The sequence below is a fragment of the Pseudonocardia nigra genome (genome assembly GCF_019396355.1).
Taxonomy (GTDB): domain Bacteria; phylum Actinomycetota; class Actinomycetes; order Mycobacteriales; family Pseudonocardiaceae; genus Pseudonocardia; species Pseudonocardia nigra.
Genome location: NZ_JAHKRK010000162.1, coordinates 1 through 18,340, shown reverse-complemented (window position 1 = coordinate 18,340; position 18,340 = coordinate 1). Strand labels below are relative to the sequence as shown.

Sequence of the window (18,340 nt, the reverse complement as noted above, 5' to 3'; positions counted from 1 at the left end):
GCCCCGACTCGCGGGAGGAACGTCCGGACCTCCCGCGAGTCGGGTGATTCGTGCGGCGTGAGTCGGGCGATTCGTGCGCGTCGTTCCCGGCCCGGCGGGTCAGCGGACGCGGGGCACCGGGACGCGGGACCAGTCGATGTCCGAGGCGAGGGAGAAGCCCGGGTACGCCGGCTGGTTGTAGGCGGTGTTCTGCCGCGCCACCTCGGCGCGGTACTGCGGGTCGTGCATGAGCGTGTGGAGCTTGCGGTCGGTCACCTCCGTGCTGACGTAGAAGCGGACCGCGCTGCTGTCCGCCGTCCGCACGAGCAGCTCCTCGCGCCAGTCGCCGAGCACGTCGGCCACCAGCGACGGATTGCCCTTGGTGCCGTTGTTGGTGCGGGTGCCGGTCGCGGTCAGCAGCGTGCCGCGCCGCGGGTCCTCGATCGTGGGCGTGGCGTCACCGGAGCCGTTCACGATCTGCGTGGTCATGTCCGCGGCCCACCGGATGCTCTGGTTCGTGCCGGGCACGGGCGTGGGTAGCTCGCCGCCTTCCGCGGTGCGCACCCCGACCGCCCACGTCTCGAGGCCGGGCTCGTCCGGGGCGATGTCGCCGACCATCCCGCGGCCGGTGTCCTTGCCGGTGTACGCGCCGTAGAGGACCTCGCCGGTCGCGGCGTCCCGCAGCGCGTAGCCGTACGGGGCGTACGCGCCGCCCTCGTGCACCGTGAAGATCTCCAGCCCCGGGCGCCGCGGGTCGATGTCGGTGACGTGCATGGCGTCGCCGTGGCCCAGGCGGGCGTTCGCCCCGGGGTCGGCGCTCTCCGGCGGCAGCACCTCGAACGAGCTGTAGAGCAGGCTCCCGTCGTGGTCGATCGTGGCGCCGCCGTAGACGATCTCGTGCCGGCCGTCGCCGTCCACGTCGGCGGCGCTGAGCGAGTGGAAGCCCTGCGTGGTGATCGAACCGAACTGCGGGTCGGTGCCGTCGCGGCCGTGTGGGCTGTCGTTGAACGGGTTGGTCATCGGCGTCCACCCGCTGTCGATGTACCACTCCTCTTTGAGCTTGTTCCCGTTCCAACGGTAGGCGACGAGGGTCGAGCGGGTGTAGTAGCCGCGGGCGAAAACCGCCGACGGGTTCTTCCCGTCGAGGTAGGCCACGCCCGCCAGGAAGCGGTCGACGCGGTTGCCGGGCTCGATCCGCGACATCGCGTAGTCGCCCCACATCAGGCCGTCGTCGTGGCGGCCCGGCCGGTAGGGGATCGTCTGCAGCTCCTTGCCCGTGGCGCCCTCGAAGACCGTGAGGTACTCCGGGCCGGTCAGGACGAAGCCCTCGAACGCCCGCAGGTCGTTGCGGCCGCTGCGGCCCGGCGCGTAGACGTCGACGAAGTGGTCGGCCAGCGCCTCGGCGTCGGCCTGGGACAGCGGGTAGCTGTACCGCGGCTCGATGCCGAAGGCCTCCTCCAGCGTGGCGGGCCAGCGGCCGGCGACCACCTCGGGGTGCTCGTGCCACGTCCGGAACATCTCGACGACGTGCTGGTAGTAGTCCTCGGCGCTCATCCGGTAGTCGTCGGCGTGGGAGAACCCGGCCGCGACGTCCTCGGCGGGCATCGTGATGTGCTGTTCGGAACCGCCGGCGATGGTCCTCGTCCCCGGCGCCGTCTTGAGCATCATCTCCGCGCGGCCGTCGCCGTCGAAGTCGTACACGAGGAACTGGGTGTAGTGCGCGCCGGCCCGGATGTTGACGCCCAGGTCGATGCGGTGCAGCAGGGTGCCGTCGGCCTCGTAGGTGTCGAGGTAGACGGGGCCGGTGTAGCCGACCTGCGAGACGTCCTTGGAGTTCGACGGGTCCCACTTGACCACGAACTCGTAGGCACCGTCCCCGTCGACGTCCGCGACGCTCATGTCGTTCGCCGAGTAGGTGTACGCCTCACCGGCCGGGGTCACGCCGTCGGCGGGCTTCTGCAGGGGCAGGTCGTGGAAGGCCTGCGACCACGGCGTCACCTCCGCGCTCGCGTCCCCCTCGGCGCCGGCGACGACCGGGGCCACGCGGTAGGTCGAGGTGCCCGTCCCGGCGGCGTCGAGGTGATTGGTGCTGTCGGTGACGGTCGCGATGAGCTCGCCGTCGCGGTAGACGTGGAAGTCCGGCCCCGCCATCCCGGTCGCGGTGGCGCCGGTGACCTCCGGGGCCAGCAGGCGCCAGCTGAGGAACACGCCCTCGCCGGTGGACACGGCCACGAGCCCGCGGTCGAGCCGCTCGAGCTGGATCTTCGCGCCCCGCTGGTCCGGCCGGGACGGTGGGGCGGCGGTCGCGAGGCCGCCGGTTCCGGTGAGCAGCAGCGCGGTGCACGCCGCCATCGTGAGCAGAGTGCGGCGTCTCGGGTGCCGTGAGCTCATCACACGCCTTTCGTGGGGTTGGAGAGCGCTTTCTTGGTCGCCCGAGGGGCGGGCGTCTGGAGAGGGGAGGAGGGTCAGGCCCGCGCCGCGGCGCGGCGTTCGACGGCCAGCGCGGCCATCGTCAGGCAGCCGAGGGCGGGGACGACCAGGGGCAGCAGCTGCCACGCGGCGACGACGACGAGGACCACCGCGGCCAGGAGCAGCGCGCTGCCGACCGGGTCGGTGACGGTGCGCACGAGCGCCGCGCGCCACTGCACCCACCACGGCACACCGAGCTCCCAGGTCGCCGCGGCGCGCAGCTGGGACAGCAGCAGCGGGACCACCAGCAGGCCGAGCACCGCGGCGAGCGGGGCGCCACCGGGGATCCCGGAGGTCGCGACCGCGACGTCGAGCGCCACCAGCGCCAAGACCCCCGCGCCGGCGAGCGCGATCCCGAGCGTCCCGGGCAGGACCGCGCGCAGGTCCGCCGCGAAGCTCCGGACGCCGCCGCGTCCGCCGTCGAGGTACCGGCGCAGCCACCGGCACCCCGCGGCGACCCCGCCGACCCACGTCACGAGCGGCAGGCAGGCGAGCGTGACGACCAGGCCCACGAGCACGCACTCGGCGAAGAGGTTGAACCGCTGCCCGAGCGGGGCCGTCGCGTCCCGGCGCGGTGTGGTGGGCACGGAGCTCATCCCTTGAGCCCCTGGGTCGCGACGCCCTCCACCAGGTAGCGCTGGAACGCGAGGAAGAACAGCACCACCGGCAGCAGCGCCAGCAGCGACAGCGCCACCAGTGCCCCGTAGTCCGAGGTGCTGGTCTGGTCGACGAAGAACTGCAGCGCGAGCGGCAGCGGATACTTGTCCGGGCTGGTGATGTAGATCAGCGGGGCGAGGAAGTCGTTCCAGGACCAGATGAACGCGAACAGCCCGCTCGTGATCAGCGCCGGACGCATCAGCGGCACGATCACGTGCCAGAACGTCCGCAGGTGCCCGCACCCGTCGATCGTGGCCGCCTCGTCGAGGTCGCGGGGGAGGCCGCGGATGAACTGGACCATGAGGAAGACGAAGAACGCCTCCGTGGCGAGGAACTTGGGCAGCAGCAGTGGCGCGTAGGTGTCCACCAGCTCGAGCCGCTGGAAGATGATGTACTGCGGGATGATCAACACGTGGAACGGCAGCAGCAGTGTGCTGATCATGAAGCCGAAGAGGACCTTGTCGCCCCGGAACCGCAGCCGGGCGAACGCGTAAGCCGCCAGCGCCGACGACGCGACCGTGCCGACGACCGAGGCGATCGCCAGGAGCAGCGAGTTGCCGAAGAACCGGACCACCGGGATCCCGGCGACCCCCTCGAGCGCGCTGGCGTAGTTCTCGAAGCCGACGAACTCCTCCGGCCAGATGTTCACGTCCCCGATGATCCGGTTGGTCGGTTTGAACGTGCCGAGCAGGAGCCAGGCCAGCGGGTACAGCAGCACGACCAGCAGCAGGATCGCCGAGGCGTGCCAGAGCAACGAGCGGCGGCGGTCGGCGCCCGAACGCCGGGGCGGTGCAGCGACGGTGGTCACCGGTCACCTCCGTAGTGGACCCAGGACCGCGAGGTGCGGAAGAGCAGGAGCGTGATCAGCCCGACCGCGAGCACGAGCACCCACGCCATCGCCGACGCGTAGCCCATGTCGAAGTCCTTGAACGCCCGCTGGAACAGGTAGATCGTGTAGAACGACGTCGAGCCCGCCGGCCCGCCCACGCCGCTGCCGGAGCTGACGACGTAGGCCGAGGTGAAGACCTGGAACGCCGCGATCATCTCCAGGATCAGGTTGAAGAAGATCACCGGTGAGAGCATCGGCAGGGTGATGGAGCGGAAGCGGCGCCACACACCCGCCCCGTCCATCACCGCCGCCTCGGTCAGCTCCTTCGGGATCTGCTTGAGCCCGGCCAGGAAGATCACCATGGGGGCGCCGAACTGCCAGACGGCCAGCGACACCAGCACAAGCGTCGCGAAGTCGGGGTTGGCGATCCACCCGCCGGTCTCGATGCCGACCGCGCTGAGCACCCGGTCGACCACCGCGTCCTCGGAGAACATCGCGCGCCAGACGATGGCGATGCTGACGCTGGCCCCGATCAGCGACGGTGCGTAGAACGCCGCGCGGTACAGGCTCTGCCCGCGCCGGGTGCTGTTGAGCAGTAACGCCACCCCGAGCGCCGCGGCCAGCTTGAGCGGCGTCGACAGCAGGACGTAGACCAGCGTCACCCCGACCGACTGCAGGTACCGCTCGTCGGAGAACATCGCCACGTAGTTGTCCAGGCCCACCCACTCCGGGGCCTGGAACAGGTTGTAGTCGGTGAACGACAGGTACAGCGACGCCACCATCGGCCCGGCCGTGAGCAGCATGACGCCCACGAGCCAGGGCGACAGGAAGAGGTACCCGGCGGTGGTGTCGCTGCGGCGCCCGCGGCCCCGCCGGCCGGTGCCGGCCGGCGGCGCCACGGCGGGGGCGGCGGCGGGACGCTCGGCCCGCGTGGTTCCGGTGGTCATCGGCGCATCACCTCGGTGTGTGCGTGGCCGGCTCAGCTCGCGAGCAGCCGGTCGGCCTCGCCGAAGAACTGCTCCACGGCGTCCTCGACGGAGATCCGGCCGTAGCTCATCTCCTCGTGGATGCGGATGAACGCGGCCTCGATGCTGCCGGCCACGTCCTGCTCCTGCTCACCCTCGTAGCGGACCAGGAAGTTGTCCCACGACATCTCCGTGGCGACGATGCCCGACCCCAGCGCGCTGACCGGCGCCACCTCGACGGCCTTCTCCACCGGGACGACCGCGCCCGCGTCCCGCAGCTCCTGGCTGTGTCGCCAGAACTCCTCCAGGTCGGCGGGCTCGAAGCCGAGCGTGCCGTCCTCGGTGAACATCACGCCGCCGTTCTGGCGGAGCTGGATCTCGAAGACGTAGAAGACGCCGGTGTAGTCCGCCGCCCCGTACATGCCGGTTGCGGCCCCGTCGAACTGCGCGACCTTGCTGTCGAACTCCTCCCAGGTGTCGCCCTCCCGGGGTGGCTCGACGCCCGCCTCCTCGTACTCGGCGGGCACGTACATCGTGGCGAACGTGTTGCCGGACCAGGGGACCGCGACCCGTGTGCCGTCGACGACGCCCGCCTGTTCGAGACCGGGGACGAAGTCGTCCACCGCGAGCACGGCGCCCGCGTACTCCTCCAGGTCGAGCAGCACGCCGCGGTCGGCGTACTCGCTGAGGTAGGAGTAGTCCATCTGGAACACGTCGGGCGCGCCCCCGCCCGCGGTCTCCGTGGCGATCCGCTGCCAGTAGGGCTCGTAGTCCTGGAACGACGTGACGACGTCGACACCCGGATTGCGCTGCTCGAACAGCGCGATTGCCTCCTCGGTGATCGCCGCCCGGTCGGTGTTGCCCCACCAGGAGAACCGCAGCTCGACCGGGCCGTCACCACCTCCTCCGGACCCGCCGCCGCACGCGGTGGCGGTGAGGGCCAACCCGAGTGCCGCAATGATCGTGGCGGTCCGACCACAGCTCCGTCGCCGAGCGAACATGACCACTCCTTCTTCGTCGGGCGACTGCCCGCGTAGGTGGAAAGCGCTTGCCGCACCATGCCAGACCGGTCGGCTGCAGGTCAACGGGGCAATTGAAACGCTTCAGCATCGATGGACCGGGTCGGGAGTGCGACGTGGATCACGTAGTGGGCGTGAACGGTGGGCCCACAGTGGCGCTGACAAGGAAGAATGCTTCCCCACCGGGGCCGGGTGACGGGGGTGTCGGGTGCGTGCGGGCTGATCTCCCTGAAACGCTTTACCGGTTGTGGTTGCGGCGGTCCCTACGATCCTCGGCGTGTGGAAGCCCCGGTTGCCGGCCGCCCTGTGGTGGGACCACAACGCGCACTACCACCCGTGGCTGCTGCGCCGGCTGCCCGCGCGCAGCCATCGGGCGCTCGACGTCGGGTGTGGTGCGGGAGCGCTCGCCCGGCGGCTCGCCGCCCGGGCCGACCGGGTCGACGCGGTGGACGCCGCCCCCGTCATGATCGAACGTGCGCGGGCGGCGTCCGGGCCGACGACGGCTGTGCGCTGGCTGGTCGGCGACGTCCTCGCCGACGACCTCCCGCTGCAGGCCGGCGCGTACGACGTCGTGACCGCGGTGGCGAGCCTGCACCACATGCCGCTGCGCCCCGCCCTGTCCCGGCTGGCGGACCTGGTCCGGCCCGGGGGCACCCTCGCCGTCGTCGGTCTCTACCGCCAGACCACGCTCGCCGATCGCGCGGTGGAGGTACTCGCGCTGCCCGCGAACGCCGCGGTCGGCGCGGTGCACCTGAGCCGCGGCCGGGGCCGGCTGGCGGACGAGGACATGCCGGTGCAGGACGCGACCACCACCTTGGCGGACCTCCGCGCTGCGGCCGCCGACGTGGTGCCCGGTGCGCGGCTGCGCCGGCGCCTGTTCTGGCGGTACACCCTGGTGTGGCGGCGGCCCGCGGCGTGACCGCAGCCCGCCCACGTGGCCGCCTCGGCCTCAGGCGTCGTCGAGGACGGCCTCGAGGTCGCGATCGGGCGGGCCGGCCGGCCACCACCGGCCCTCGGCGCGCCGGAAGGCGTACCACCGCCCGTCCGGGCCGCGCCGCACCCGCGCGTCGGACAGGTCGCCGGCCCCCTCCGCCGTCGCCTCCTCCGCCGTGGGTGCCCGATCGGCGCGCTCCAGCGCCGCGAGCCCGGCGGCCCCGCCGAGCTCCCACGCACGGACGGCGGGCCCGAGGTCGCGACCGGTCGCCGTCGCCACGCGCCCCGCGGTGGCGGGGTGGGTGGCCGCCCAGCGCACGGCGTCGGCCTCCGCGCCGAGCGCCGGTGCGGGATCCGCGAGGAGCGCCCGCGCCCGGGCCGCGGCGTCGGCGACGAGCAGCGCGAGGGCGTGGTCGGGCAACCCCTGGGCCGCCGGGAACGCCGGTGCCGCCGGCTGGGGCAGCCCGGCCGGCTCGGCGGGCAGCGCGGCGGGTGGGACCGCGTACGCGGCCGCGGCCGGTACCGCCCGGTCCAGATCCGGGTCGTCCCCGTCGTCCGTGGCGGGCTCGGCCGGCTCGTCCGGGGGCCTCGCGAGGACGTCGAGCAGCTCGTCGGCGTCGCGTCCGCGCAGGAGCAGCAGGACGAACGGGTCGTCATCGAGCAGCCACGCCGCCTGGTAGCACAGGGCAGCGGCGTGCTGGCACGGGTCGCCGACCTCCGGGCAGTCGCAGTCGGACTCGAGGTCGCCGATCGTGGGCAGCAGCGGCACGCCCGCCGCGTCGGCCGACCGCACCAGCGACCGCGGCACCTCGCGGTCGAGCAGCGCGGCGAGGTGGCCCGCCTCGGCGCGGACCTGGTCGAGGAACCGCTCCCAGTCGGTGTCGGTGAGCTCGGCCAGGTGGACGACCACGTCGTAGGCCCCGTCGGGGTCCTCGGCGACCGCGGCGATCCGCCCGGGCGACACGGTGATCGGCCCGAGCCGGCCGCTTCCGGCGAACCGTCGCCCGCGGCGCAGCAGCCCTGCGTCGAGCGCGGCGTCCTCCATCGCGGCGATGAACTCGCGCGCCCACCAGGAGCGGCCACGGCGCCCGGGGCGGGGTGGGACGGCGGGGAAGCCCCGCGCCGCGGTCACGCCCCGCTCCCGCGCAGCTCGACCAGGTCGGCCAGCTCAGCGTCGGTGAGCTCGGTGAGCGCGGATTCGCCACCGGCGAGCACGGCGTCGGCGAGTGCGCGCTTGGACTCCAGCATCCCGGCGATCCGGTCCTCCAACGTTCCTTCGGCGACGATCCGGTGCACCTGAACGGGACGGGTCTGCCCGATCCGGTAGGCGCGGTCGGTGGCCTGGTCCTCCACGGCCGGGTTCCACCAGCGGTCGTAGTGCACGACGTGGTCGGCGCGGGTGAGGTTGAGCCCGGTGCCCGCCGCCTTGAGCGACAGCAGGAACACCGGCACCTCGCCGTCCTGGAACTCCGCCACCATCTCCTCCCGGGTGGGAACGGGCGTGCCACCGTGCAGGAACCGGGTGCCGACGCCGCGCTCGCGCAGGTGCCGTTCCAGCAGCCGGCCCATCCCGACGTACTGGGTGAACACCAGCGCCGCCCCGTCCTCGGCGAGGATGGTGTCCACCAGCTCGTCGAGCAGTTCGAGCTTCCCGGACCGGCCGCGCAGCACCGGGTCGGTCTCACGCGAATAGAGCGCGGGGTGGTCGCAGATCTGCTTGAGCGCGGTGAGCAGCGCCAGCACCTGACCACGGCGGGCGATGCCCTCGGCGCGGGCGATGCGGGCCATCGTCTCGGTCACCACCGCCTCGTACAGCCCGGCCTGCTCACGGGTGAGCCCGACCGGGCGGTCGGTCTCGGTCTTGCGCGGCAGCTCCGGGGCGATCCCCGGGTCGGATTTGCGCCGCCGCAGCAGGAACGGCGCGATCAGCCGTGCGAACCGCTGCGCGACGGCCGGGTCGTCGCCCGCCGTGACCGGCTCGGCCCACCGGGCCCGGAACTCCGCCTGGGACCCGAGCAGCCCCGGGGTGGTCCAGTCGAGGATCGCCCACAGCTCGAGCAGGTCGTTCTCCACGGGTGTGCCCGACAGCGCCACCCGCGCGGCGGACGGGATCGTGCTCAGCGCCTGTGCCGTGCCCGATGCCGGGTTCTTGACGTGCTGGGCCTCGTCGGCGACGACCATGCCCCACCGGTGGCCCGCGAGCACCGACGCGTCCCGGCGCATCGTGGCGTAGGTGGTGAGCACGAACCCGCCGTCGGCACCGCCGGTCTCCAGCGCCCGACCGGCGCCGTGGAACCGCTGCACCGGTACCCCGGGGGCGAACCTGGTGATCTCGCGCTCCCAGTTGCCCAGCAGTGACGCCGGGCAGACCACCAGCGTGGGCCCGGCGGCGAGCTCCGTCCGCCGCAGGTGCAAGGCGATCAGGGTGATCGTCTTGCCCAGCCCCATGTCGTCGGCCAGGCAGGCACCGAGGCCGAGCGTGGTCATCCGGTGCAGCCAGCCGAGGCCGCGCAGCTGGTAGTCGCGCAGCGTGGCCGCGAGCCCGGCGGGCGCTTCCAGGGGCTCGGGTGGCGCGGCGAGGCGCGCCCGCAGCTCCTCGAGCCACCCGATGGCGACGACGGGCGCGCGGTCGGGTCCGTGCGCGACCTCCCCGGTGAGGGCGGCGCCCAGAGCCGCGACCGGCGAGACCGGCCCGAGAGTGCGTCCCTTCGCCCGCCGCTGCGCCACCGGGTCGACGAGCACCCACTCGTCGCGCAGCCGCACGACCGGCCGATGGCTCGCGGCGAGCTCGTCCATCTCCGCGGCCGTAAGCGGCTCGCCGTGGAGGGCGAGCTCCCAGTCGAGGGTGAACGGCTCCCCGCCGGGCCCGAACGTCGACGGTCCCGTCCCGCGCCCCGCGACCGCCCGCGCGGACACCGACGGGCACAGCTCGCGCGGCCAGTGCACTCGATCCCGCCCGCGGCGAGCCGGGCGGCCGCGTCGCCCAGCAGGTCGGTGACGTCGCCGTCGTCGAGGTGCAGCTCGTCGGGGATCGCCCGGCCGAGCAGCTGTGCCAGCGGCTCCCAGAACCGGGCGGCGCGGCGGACCGCGAGCAGCGCATCGATCCGCGCGCTCGGGCCGAACCCGACCGCGGTGCCGCTCCACGCCGCGGCGAGGTCGGCCACCCGGGTGGGGTCGGCGAGCGCGTGCAGCTGGACGATCGCGCGGAACCGGGACGCGCCGGGCTCGGCCTCCACCCGGAGGGACAGCCGGACACCCGCGTCGACCCCGGCGGCGACCTCGTCGGCCCAGTCGCGCAGCTGCGCCGCGGGCTGGGGGTGGGCCGCCGCGAACAGCGGCGTGCCGACCGCGGCGGCGGCCGCGAGGGAGCGCGGCATCGTGTCGGCGACGGCGTGCAGGAACGCGCGCAGCAGCGGCGCAGCGGCGGGGAGGCTGGGCGGAGCGCTCCCCGGTACGGGTTCGGCCCGGGCGAAGGGCGGCATCGCCGCGGCCAGCTCGCGCAGCTGGGCGGCGTCGCCGGCATCCAGCGGGCCGACCCGCCAGGCGTCCCACCCGCCGGGGGAGACCCCGGGCAGCAGCCGCCCGCGCGCCACCAGGTGCAGCGCGAACCGCGCGGCGGCGGCCCAGAACCGCAGGGCCGGGTCGTCGGCGTCTGCGGCGCGGTCTGCGGCGCGGTCGGCGGTGAGCAGCAGCGGCAGCGCCTCGCCGACCGGCAGGAGCCGCGCCGGGACCTCGCGCACGACGTCGCCCGGCGGCGCGACAACGGTCGCCGTCCCGGGCTCACCGCAGCCGGGGAGCGCCGCACCGCGGACCACGATCCGCCCGTCCCGGGGCGGGTCGGCCGGGACGAAGGTGACGCCGTCGAGGTCCACGGTGGAACGGGTGGTCGTCACAGCACCCCCGCACCGACGTGGCGGGCCAGGTGCTCCCCGGTGAACGAGCCGGGCGTCTCGACGAGCTTGCGCGGCGGGCCCTCGAAGACGATCCGTCCGCCGGCGTCGCCGCCGTCGGGGCCGAGGTCGATCACCCAGTCGGCGTGGGCGATGACGTCGAGGTTGTGCTCGACGACGATCACCGAGCCGCCGCCGTCGACCAGCCGGTCGAGCAACCCGAGCAGGTGCCCGCAGTCGGACATGTGCAGCCCCGTGGTGGGCTCGTCGAGCACGTAGACGTTGCCCTGCTCGTGCAGGCGACCGGCGAGCTTGAGCCGCTGGCACTCCCCACCCGACAGCGTGGAGAGCGGCTGCCCGAGCGTGAGGTAGCCCAGCCCGACGTCGACCACGGCCTGCAGCCGCCGCCGGATGTCCTTGGGGGCGAAGAACCCGACGGCCTGCTCCGCCGTCATGTCCAGCGCGTCGGAGATCGACTTCCCGTCGACGGTGAGGGCCAGCACGTCCTCGGTGTAGCGGCGCCCGTCGCAGTCGGTGCACACCGAGCGGACCCCGTCGAGGTAGGCCAGGTCGGAGTGGAGCACCCCGAGCCCGTTGCACGTGGGGCAGGCGCCCTCGGAGTTGAAGCTGAACAGCGAGGGCTTCACGCCGGTGTGCTTGGCGTAGAGCTTGCGGATCAGGTCCATCACGCCTGTCCAGGTGGCCGGCGTGGAGCGGATCGAGGTGGCGACCGCGCTCTGGTCGACGACGATCGTGCCCGGGTGCTGGGGCACCAGCACCTCGCGCACCAGCGTGCTCTTGCCGGAGCCGGCCACCCCGGTGATCGCGACGAGCACGCCGAGCGGCACGTCGACGTCGAAGCCACGGAGGTTGTGCGCGGTGGCGTTCTCCACCCGCAGGTGCCCGGTGGGCGTGCGCGGCTCCTCCCGCAGCGTCACCGGCCGGTGCAGGAACTCGCCGGTGAGGGTGCCGGAGGTCGCGAGCCCGGCGACGTCGCCCTGGTAGACGACCTGCCCGCCCGCGGTTCCGGCCCGCGGCCCGAGCTCCACCACGTGGTCGGCGGCGGTGATCACGTCGGTGTCGTGCTCGACGACGAGCACGGTGTTGCCCTTGTCGCGCAACCGGTGCAGCAGCGCGTTCATCCGGCCGACGTCGCGCGGGTGCAGCCCGATCGTCGGCTCGTCGAACACGTACATCACGTCGACCAGTGACGACCCAAGATGCCGCACCATCTTGATGCGCTGCGACTCGCCCCCGGACAGGGTGGAGGTCTCGCGGTCGAGGGTGAGGTAGCCCAGGCCCATGTCGATGAGCGCCCCGATCCGGGCGATCGCCTCGTCGACGACCGGGGCGACGGCGTCGTCGCGCAGCGACGGCAGCAGCGCGTGCAGCGACCCGAGGTCCAGCGCGGTGAGCTCCGGGAGGCTGTGCCCGTCGACCGTGGCCGTGCGCGCGGCCTCGTTCAGGCGGGTGCCCCCGCAGTCGGGGCAGCGCACCGACGTGGTGTAGCGGGCGAGGGTCTGCCGCTTGCGGTCGGAGGTCTGCTCGTCGTCGGCCTGGATGAACAGGCGGTTGAACTTGGCCTCGACGCCCTCGAACTCCATGTTGACGGCCTTGCGCCCCGGGCCCTTCAGCGCCACCTTCTCGTCGGCGCCCCACAGAAGCAGGTGCCACTCGGCGTCGGTGTAGTCGCGCAGCAGCTTGTCGTTGTCGAACTTCCCGGACTGCGCGTAGATGTGCCAGTACCAGCTGTCCACCGCCCAGTCCCGGTGCAGGATCGCGCCGTCGTTGAGCGACTTCGACCGGTCGAACATCGCCTGGTGGTCGAGCTGGACCTTGCGACCGATGCCCTTGCAGCCCGGGCACATGCCCTGCGGCTCGTTGAACGAGAACGCGAAGCCGTAGCCGACGTGCGGGGTGCTGCGCCGGGAGAACAGCAGCCGCAGCAGCGGGTTGATGTCGGTGACGGTGCCCAGCGTGGAGCGCGAGCCGCCGCCGAGCCGCTTCTGGTCGACGACGATGGCCGTGGACAGGTTCTCGACGAGGTCGGCGTGCGGCCGGCCCAGCTTGGGCAGGAACCCGCGGACGAACGCGGTGAACGTCTCGTTGAGCTGGCGCTGGGCCTCCGCGGCGATCGTGTCGAACACCAGCGAGGACTTCCCCGAGCCCGAGACCCCGACGAACGCGGTGATCTTCCGCTTCGGGACGCGGACGGACACGTCACGCAGGTTGTTCTCGCGCGCGCCGGTGACGGTGATGTACTCCTGCGGCATCTGGCTCCCCCTCATGCAGATGGTGGTGGCGTCGACGGGACGTCGGAGCGGGGGCGGGGATCCGGACACCGGACCCCCGCCCCGCTCCACCGGTCACTCCCGCTCGACCCGGAACACCCCGCAGGTGCCCGCGACGGCCTCGAACGCCTCCGGGGTGACGGCGGTGACCACTCCGGCGTCCCGCATCATGCCCGCACCCTCCGACACTTCCACCGGCCACGCCCGCAGCACGGGCAGCGCCGCCTCCGCGTCCAGCTCCACGAGGCGAACGCGCTCGTGCCGTGCGCCGATGCTGAGGGTGGCGTGGCCCCCGGCGGCGCGGAGGTTCTGTGCCCAGTCGGCACCCGGGAAGCCCTCGAGCACGTACCGCTGTCCGTCCAGCTCGAGGACGGTGAGCGGGGTGCGCCGCGGCTGACCGGTGCGGCGTCCCGGCACGGTGAGCACGGGCAGGTCGGCCATCCCGGTGTCGAGGCGCTGCTGCTCCATCAGGTCCTCGTTGAGCGCCTTGAGCCAGCTCGGCGGCGCGATCTTCTTCCCCTGGGACTTCTCGGTCATCGGCTCATCTCCCGGTAGCGGTGGACGGACAGCGGCGCGAAGACCGCGATGATCACGAGCGACCAGACCACGGCCATGAGCAGCGGGTGCTGGGCGACCCACGAGTCGCCGCCCCAGCCGGGGTTGCCGAACAGGTCGCGGGTGGCCGAGAGCGGGTTCCACTCGGCGAGCGTCGACACTGCCGCGGGCATGGTGGCCGGCGCGATGAAGACCCCGGAGAGGAAGGCGAACGGGAACTCGAACGTCTGCACGGCGGTGACGCCCCCGCCGGATCCCGGGTAGCGCTTGCGTAGTGCCTCGGCGACGACGGCCGCAGTCATGGCCCTCCATGCTCAAATTTGAATCCCGACCCGGCGACTGTGCCCGACGGGGACGGGCTATGCAAACTTGAATCGTCCGGAACCGCGCAGGCGTTACACGGCGGGATCCGCGGTCACTCGCGGGGTGGGAACTGCAGGTCCGGCCAACTGCCCGGCTTGCCGGGCGACCCCGGCTCGCCGGCCATCGGATACGCGCCGGCCTCCAGCCGCTCGATCAGCCCCCGCGTCCACTCGGCGCCGCCGGCGGCGTTGTGCTCCCAGAGCCCGAACAGCTCGCGGACGTGCGGCGGGTCGACCAGCGCATCGACCTGCGCTCGCGCCTTGTCGCGGGCGGCCTCCAGCGCGGCCAGCCGCTCGCGCAGCAGCCGGATCGCCTCGTCGCGGCGCAAGGACGGCAGCATTGCCAGCGCCGCGCCCAGGAAGTCGGGCCGCGGCTGCGGGCGGCGCACCGCGTCCCGCAGCAGGCGCAGGAACTCCGCCTCCCCGCGCTCGGTGAGCTCGTAGTCGGTGCGACCGGCGACGTCGTCGTGGTCGAGCAGGAACCCGCCCTGGGTGAGCGAGCGCAGCGCGTGGTAGATCGAGCCCCACTTCACGTTGGCCCACTCGTCGGCGCCCCAGGACAGCAGGTCATTGCCGACGCGGTAGCCGTGCGCCCGGCCGTAGCCGCGGACGATCCCGAGCACGAGCAGCCGCGTTGCGGACATGTCACCTCCGGATCGCCAGCGTAGGCCGGACGATCCGGGACCGTGCACACCCGCCGGTCGCCGTGCACACCTCCGGCGGTGTGCACGCTCCCCGCGCGGTGTGCACGGTCGTCGCGCTCAGGGGTGCATCGTCGCGCCGCGCAGCACCTTGTCCACCGCGTTGCGCGGGCCGTGCACGGCCAGGCCCACGAGCTTCAGGTCGGCGCCCGCCACGGCGGCCACCGCCGCGCGGTTGGCCTCGTCGTGGCCGGTGGCGAACAGGTCGGCGGTGAACACGGCCGCCGGCAGGCCGCGGCGCAGCGCCCGCTCGTGCGCCGCGGCGAGCACGTCGGCGTCACCGGCGAACACGAGCACCGGCTGGCGGAACATCGGGAGGTAACGGGTGCCGTCGGCGTCGGCGTAGGGCTCGCCGAGCAGGTCGGGGTTCGCGGCGATCCCGCTCGCGAGGAACGCCGTGACGTTGAGTCGCTGCCAGGTCTCCAGGTCGTCCCGGAGCAGTACGGCGATCTTGGTGTCGAAACGCACCGGTCGAGCGTGCCCGCGGCGCCGTCCGCGGGTCTTGTACGTTCTTCACCCGCGCGGCCCCGGCAGCCCCGCGTCGGGAGACCAGCTGATCCCGGTCCGGTACGTTCGGCTCGTGCCCGATGTGCGCGCCTGGGCGCCCGCGGTGCCCGGGATCGTCGAGGTCTTCCACGCCCGGTTCACCGACCACGCCTACCCGGTGCACGCCCACGGGACGTGGACGCTGCTGGTGGTCGACGAGGGCGCCGTCCGCTACGACCTCGACCGCCATGAGCACGGCGCCCTGCGCCCGGGCGTCACGCTGCTGCCGCCCCATGTGGCGCACACCGGACGGGCGGCCACCCACCACGGCTTCCGCAAGCGGGTGCTCTACCTCGACACGGCGGTGCTGGACACGAACCTGACGGGGGCCGCGGTCGCCGCCCCCACGCTGCCCGACGCGCTGCTGCGCACCCGTGTGGACCAGTTGCACCGCACGCTCGCGGCACCCGGTGCGGGGCTGGAGGCCGAGAGCAGGCTCGCGCTGATCGGGGAGCGGATCCGGCAGCACCTGCGCCCGGGGGCCGCGCCGGGCGCGCCGCCTGCCCGGCTCGCGGGCGATCTGCGCGACCTCCTCGACGCCCGCACGGTGCCGGGCCTCACGCTCCAGGAGGCGGGTGCGCTGCTGCATGCGCACCCCGCCCACCTGGTCCGCGCGTTCGGCCGGGAGTTCGGGCTGCCGCCGCACCGTTACCTGATCGGCCGCCGGGTGGAGGCGGCGCGGCGCAGGCTCCTCGACGGCGAGCCGGTGGCCTCGGTCGCGGTGGCCGCCGGATTCCACGACCAGGCCCACCTGCACCGGCACTTCACCCGCCTGGTCGGGACGACCCCGGCGCGGTACGCACACCGGGGCGACGCCGGCTCACGGCACCGCAGCCGGTAGCTGCACCACGTACGGGCCGAGTTCGCCGAGCGCGCCGGGCCCGCCGCCCTCGGTCACCGCAGGAACCGCCGGAGTCGCCCGACCCATTCGGACCGGCGTTCGACGTGTGCGGCGTGTCCGGCGTCCGCGACGAGTGCCAGTTCGCTGTGCGGTACGGCGGCGTGCAGCCGGTGCGCCACCTCCACGGGGAACACCAGGTCCTCGGCACCGTGCAGGATCAGCGTGCGGCGGCGGCGCCCGCGCAGTACCGCCTCGGGATCCGCCGGGCGGGGCGAGCGGAGTGTCCCCGCGCGCCAACCCGGGTTCCACTCGCCGGAGAACCGCACCCGCGAGAGGACGGTGCGCCACGCGTCGAGGAGCCCGAGGTCCCACAGGTTCATGGGTCCAGTGGCCATCGCCATGCGGCGGGTCTTCTCGGCGTCGTCGGTCGTCGCGTCTTCGAGGATCGCAGCGACGTCAGCGGCGACGGCAGGGGAGCGGCGGGTGCTCGGGGTGACCGGCGAGGTCGGCGGCGATGTCCGGGTATGCGGTCGTCGAGGCGAGGACGAGCCGGTCGAGCAGCTCGGGGTGGCGCTCGGCGAACATCATGGCGAGCTGGCCGCCGTAGGAGAACCCGAGCACGTCGACGCGATCCCTGCCGAGTTCGCCCAGGAGCGCCGCCGCGTCCCGCACGCACAGGTCGGGCTGGTAGGCGTCGGTCGGGAGGTCGCGGCTGCTGCGGCCACAGCCCCGGAGGTCGAACAGGACCACCTGGCGCACATCGGCGAGGTCGTCGAGTGCGGGCAGCAGGTAGGAGTGGTCCCAGCCCGGGCCACCGTGCATCACGAGCAGGACCGGTGCGGCGGGGTCGCCGTGCCGGCGCACGAACAGCTCGACGTCCGCCAGGTCGACCATCAGCTCGTCGGGCACGCAGCACGGTAGCGCTAGCGTCGGACATCGTGATGATCGATGGTGGAGCGTGGCTCCGGACCGGCCGGACGGCGCCGCGCCGGGGGAACGGGTGAGCCTTCGGAAGCCGGCCCATCCCGCGGGCCACGACGCGCGGCGGGCGCGCCTCGGTGTCTCGGTCGTCTTCGCGGTGTGCGGTGCGGCGTTCGCGAGCTGGGCGGCCCGGGTGCCCGCGGTGCAGGAGCGGTTGGCCCTCACCGACGCCGAGCTCGCGGTCGGTCTGTTCGGGCTGGCTGCGGGGTCGGTGGTGGCATTGCTCGGCGCCGGCCCGCTGATCACGGTGATCGGGAGCCGGGCCGGTGCCGCCGCCGGAGCATTCGTGCTGTGCGCGGGGCTGGTGCTGGTCGCGTTCGCGCCCGGGTTGGCGCTGTTCGTGGCGGCGCTCGCGGTGCTCGGGGTCGGCAACAGCGTGCTCGACGTCGCGATGAACGCGCACGCCGCCCGCGTCGAGGCGACGTACGGACGGCCGATCTTCGCGAGCTTCCACGCGTACTGGAACGTCGGCGGGCTGCTCGGCTCGGGCGTGGCCGCGCTGGCGGCCCCCGTGCCGACGTCGGTGCACTTCACCGCCGCGGCCGCAGCGCTGCTCACGGTCGCCCTGTGGGCCGTGGCGACCCGGTTCCTGCCGGGACCCGATCCGGGGCAGGGCGAGGTCGCGTTCGCGCTGCCCTCCCGCGCGCTGCTGCCGCTCGGGCTGATCGCGTTCTGCGGGTTCCTGGCCGAGGGCACGGTGAACGACTGGAGCGCCCTGCATCTCGCGGCGGTGGGCGGCTCCACGCCGGCGGTCGCATCGCTGGGCTACTTCGCGTTCTCCCTCACGATGATCGCCGTGCGGCTGGTGGCCGATTCCGTGACGGCCCGGATCGGCCCGGTGACCGCGCTGCGGATCGCCGCGCTGACCACGTGCGCCGGGTTCGTGCTCGTCACCGCCGTGCCGGCGCCACCGCTGGGTGTGCTCGGCTTCGCCGTGATCGGCCTCGGGGTGGCCGCGATCGTGCCGCTGGCCTGGAGCAGCGCCGGACGGCAGGAACCGACCGCGCCGGGCCGCGCGATCGCCGCCGTGGCCACCTGCGGCTATCTGGGCTTCCTCGTGTGCCCGGTGCTCGTGGGGGCCCTGGCCGGGGTGCTCGGCCTGCGGTGGGCCGTGGCTCTGGTGGGTGCCCTCGTCGTGGTGGTGTACCTCCTCGCTCCCGCCCTGCGCCTGCCGGCTCACGCCGGAAACTAGTGCGGCACTAGAGCGTGTCCCTTGGATCATGGGACGGGGTCGCGGAGCCAGATCCTGATCGAGGCGACGTCGATGGTTCCGCGGAACATGTAGTCGCGCTTGTCGTAGCGGGTGGCGACCGCGCGGTGGC

16 protein-coding genes and 1 pseudogene are annotated in these 18,340 nt (G+C 73.5%); 3 read left to right on the top strand and 14 right to left on the bottom strand.

Annotated features, from left to right (window positions below):
• Positions 1–99: 99 nt before the first annotated feature.
• The 5 genes from KME75_RS45225 to KME75_RS29505 form a co-directional block, all read right to left on the bottom strand.
• On the bottom strand, positions 100–2,331 hold the full coding sequence (locus tag KME75_RS45225; protein ID WP_219418165.1) for a rhamnogalacturonan lyase: 2,232 nt from the start codon (positions 2,329–2,331) through the stop codon (positions 100–102).
• Between the two features lie 113 nt (positions 2,332–2,444).
• On the bottom strand, positions 2,445–3,035 hold the full coding sequence (locus KME75_RS29520) for a hypothetical protein (RefSeq protein WP_219418164.1): 591 nt from the start codon (positions 3,033–3,035) through the stop codon (positions 2,445–2,447).
• A 5-nt stretch (positions 3,036–3,040) separates the two neighbouring features.
• On the bottom strand, positions 3,041–3,913 hold the full coding sequence (locus tag KME75_RS29515; RefSeq protein WP_219418163.1) for a carbohydrate ABC transporter permease: 873 nt from the start codon (positions 3,911–3,913) through the stop codon (positions 3,041–3,043).
• Entirely contained in the window at positions 3,910–4,881 is a 972-nt protein-coding gene (locus KME75_RS29510) for a carbohydrate ABC transporter permease (protein ID WP_219418162.1), read from the bottom strand. The genes KME75_RS29515 and KME75_RS29510 overlap by 4 nt, the downstream gene beginning before the upstream one ends.
• Positions 4,882–4,913: 32 nt before the next feature.
• The gene (locus KME75_RS29505) at positions 4,914–5,900 is read right to left on the bottom strand and encodes an ABC transporter substrate-binding protein (protein ID WP_219418161.1); all 987 of its coding nucleotides are present in this window, start codon (positions 5,898–5,900) and stop codon (positions 4,914–4,916) included.
• A 295-nt stretch (positions 5,901–6,195) separates the two neighbouring features.
• Here KME75_RS29505 and KME75_RS29500 point away from each other — a divergent pair, with 295 nt between their 5' ends.
• Positions 6,196–6,837, top strand: a complete 642-nt coding sequence (locus KME75_RS29500) for a class I SAM-dependent methyltransferase (protein ID WP_219418160.1) — start codon at positions 6,196–6,198, stop codon at positions 6,835–6,837.
• Positions 6,838–6,867: 30 nt separating this feature from the next.
• Here KME75_RS29500 and KME75_RS29495 read toward each other — a convergent pair whose 3' ends face one another.
• The 7 genes and pseudogenes from KME75_RS29495 to KME75_RS29465 form a co-directional block, all read right to left on the bottom strand.
• Positions 6,868–7,983: an SWIM zinc finger family protein gene (locus KME75_RS29495; RefSeq protein WP_308283206.1), complete on the bottom strand. Its 1,116-nt coding sequence runs from the start codon at positions 7,981–7,983 to the stop codon at positions 6,868–6,870.
• Positions 7,980–10,723: pseudogene (locus KME75_RS29490) on the bottom strand (SCO1167/SCO6262 family helicase). Before KME75_RS29490 ends, KME75_RS29495 begins: the two are co-directional and overlap by 4 nt.
• 17 nt (positions 10,724–10,740) lie before the next feature.
• On the bottom strand, positions 10,741–13,029 hold the full coding sequence (locus KME75_RS29485) for an ATP-binding cassette domain-containing protein (RefSeq protein ID WP_246633090.1): 2,289 nt from the start codon (positions 13,027–13,029) through the stop codon (positions 10,741–10,743).
• A gap of 78 nt (positions 13,030–13,107) precedes the next feature.
• Positions 13,108–13,569 carry a nitroreductase/quinone reductase family protein gene (locus KME75_RS29480; RefSeq protein WP_219418159.1) on the bottom strand — a complete coding sequence of 154 codons (462 nt, stop codon included), beginning with the start codon at positions 13,567–13,569 and terminating at the stop codon, positions 13,108–13,110.
• Positions 13,566–13,889, bottom strand: coding sequence for a hypothetical protein (locus KME75_RS29475; protein ID WP_219418158.1), 324 nt, complete (start codon positions 13,887–13,889; stop codon positions 13,566–13,568). Before KME75_RS29475 ends, KME75_RS29480 begins: the two co-directional genes overlap by 4 nt.
• Positions 13,890–14,002: 113 nt before the next feature.
• Positions 14,003–14,593 carry a PadR family transcriptional regulator gene (locus KME75_RS29470; protein ID WP_219418157.1) on the bottom strand — a complete coding sequence of 197 codons (591 nt, stop codon included), beginning with the start codon at positions 14,591–14,593 and terminating at the stop codon, positions 14,003–14,005.
• Between the two features lie 117 nt (positions 14,594–14,710).
• Positions 14,711–15,118 carry a DUF2000 domain-containing protein gene (locus KME75_RS29465; RefSeq protein WP_219418156.1) on the bottom strand — a complete coding sequence of 136 codons (408 nt, stop codon included), beginning with the start codon at positions 15,116–15,118 and terminating at the stop codon, positions 14,711–14,713.
• Positions 15,119–15,230: 112 nt separating this feature from the next.
• Here KME75_RS29465 and KME75_RS29460 point away from each other — a divergent pair, with 112 nt between their 5' ends.
• Positions 15,231–16,037 (top strand): helix-turn-helix transcriptional regulator, encoded by an 807-nt coding sequence (locus KME75_RS29460; protein ID WP_219418155.1) that lies wholly within the window; start codon positions 15,231–15,233, stop codon positions 16,035–16,037.
• A 53-nt stretch (positions 16,038–16,090) separates the two neighbouring features.
• Here the strand turns inward: KME75_RS29460 and KME75_RS29455 are convergent, their stop codons facing one another.
• Positions 16,091–16,432: an alpha/beta fold hydrolase gene (locus KME75_RS29455; protein ID WP_219418154.1), complete on the bottom strand. Its 342-nt coding sequence runs from the start codon at positions 16,430–16,432 to the stop codon at positions 16,091–16,093.
• 61 nt (positions 16,433–16,493) lie between these two features.
• Complete coding sequence (locus KME75_RS29450; RefSeq protein ID WP_219418153.1) at positions 16,494–16,946, bottom strand: alpha/beta fold hydrolase; 453 nt, start codon at positions 16,944–16,946, stop codon at positions 16,494–16,496.
• Positions 16,947–16,995: 49 nt separating this feature from the next.
• On the opposite strand from KME75_RS29450, the gene KME75_RS29445 reads away from it, so the two are divergent.
• Positions 16,996–18,210: an MFS transporter gene (locus tag KME75_RS29445; protein ID WP_246633089.1), complete on the top strand. Its 1,215-nt coding sequence runs from the start codon at positions 16,996–16,998 to the stop codon at positions 18,208–18,210.
• Positions 18,211–18,340: the final 130 nt, after the last annotated feature.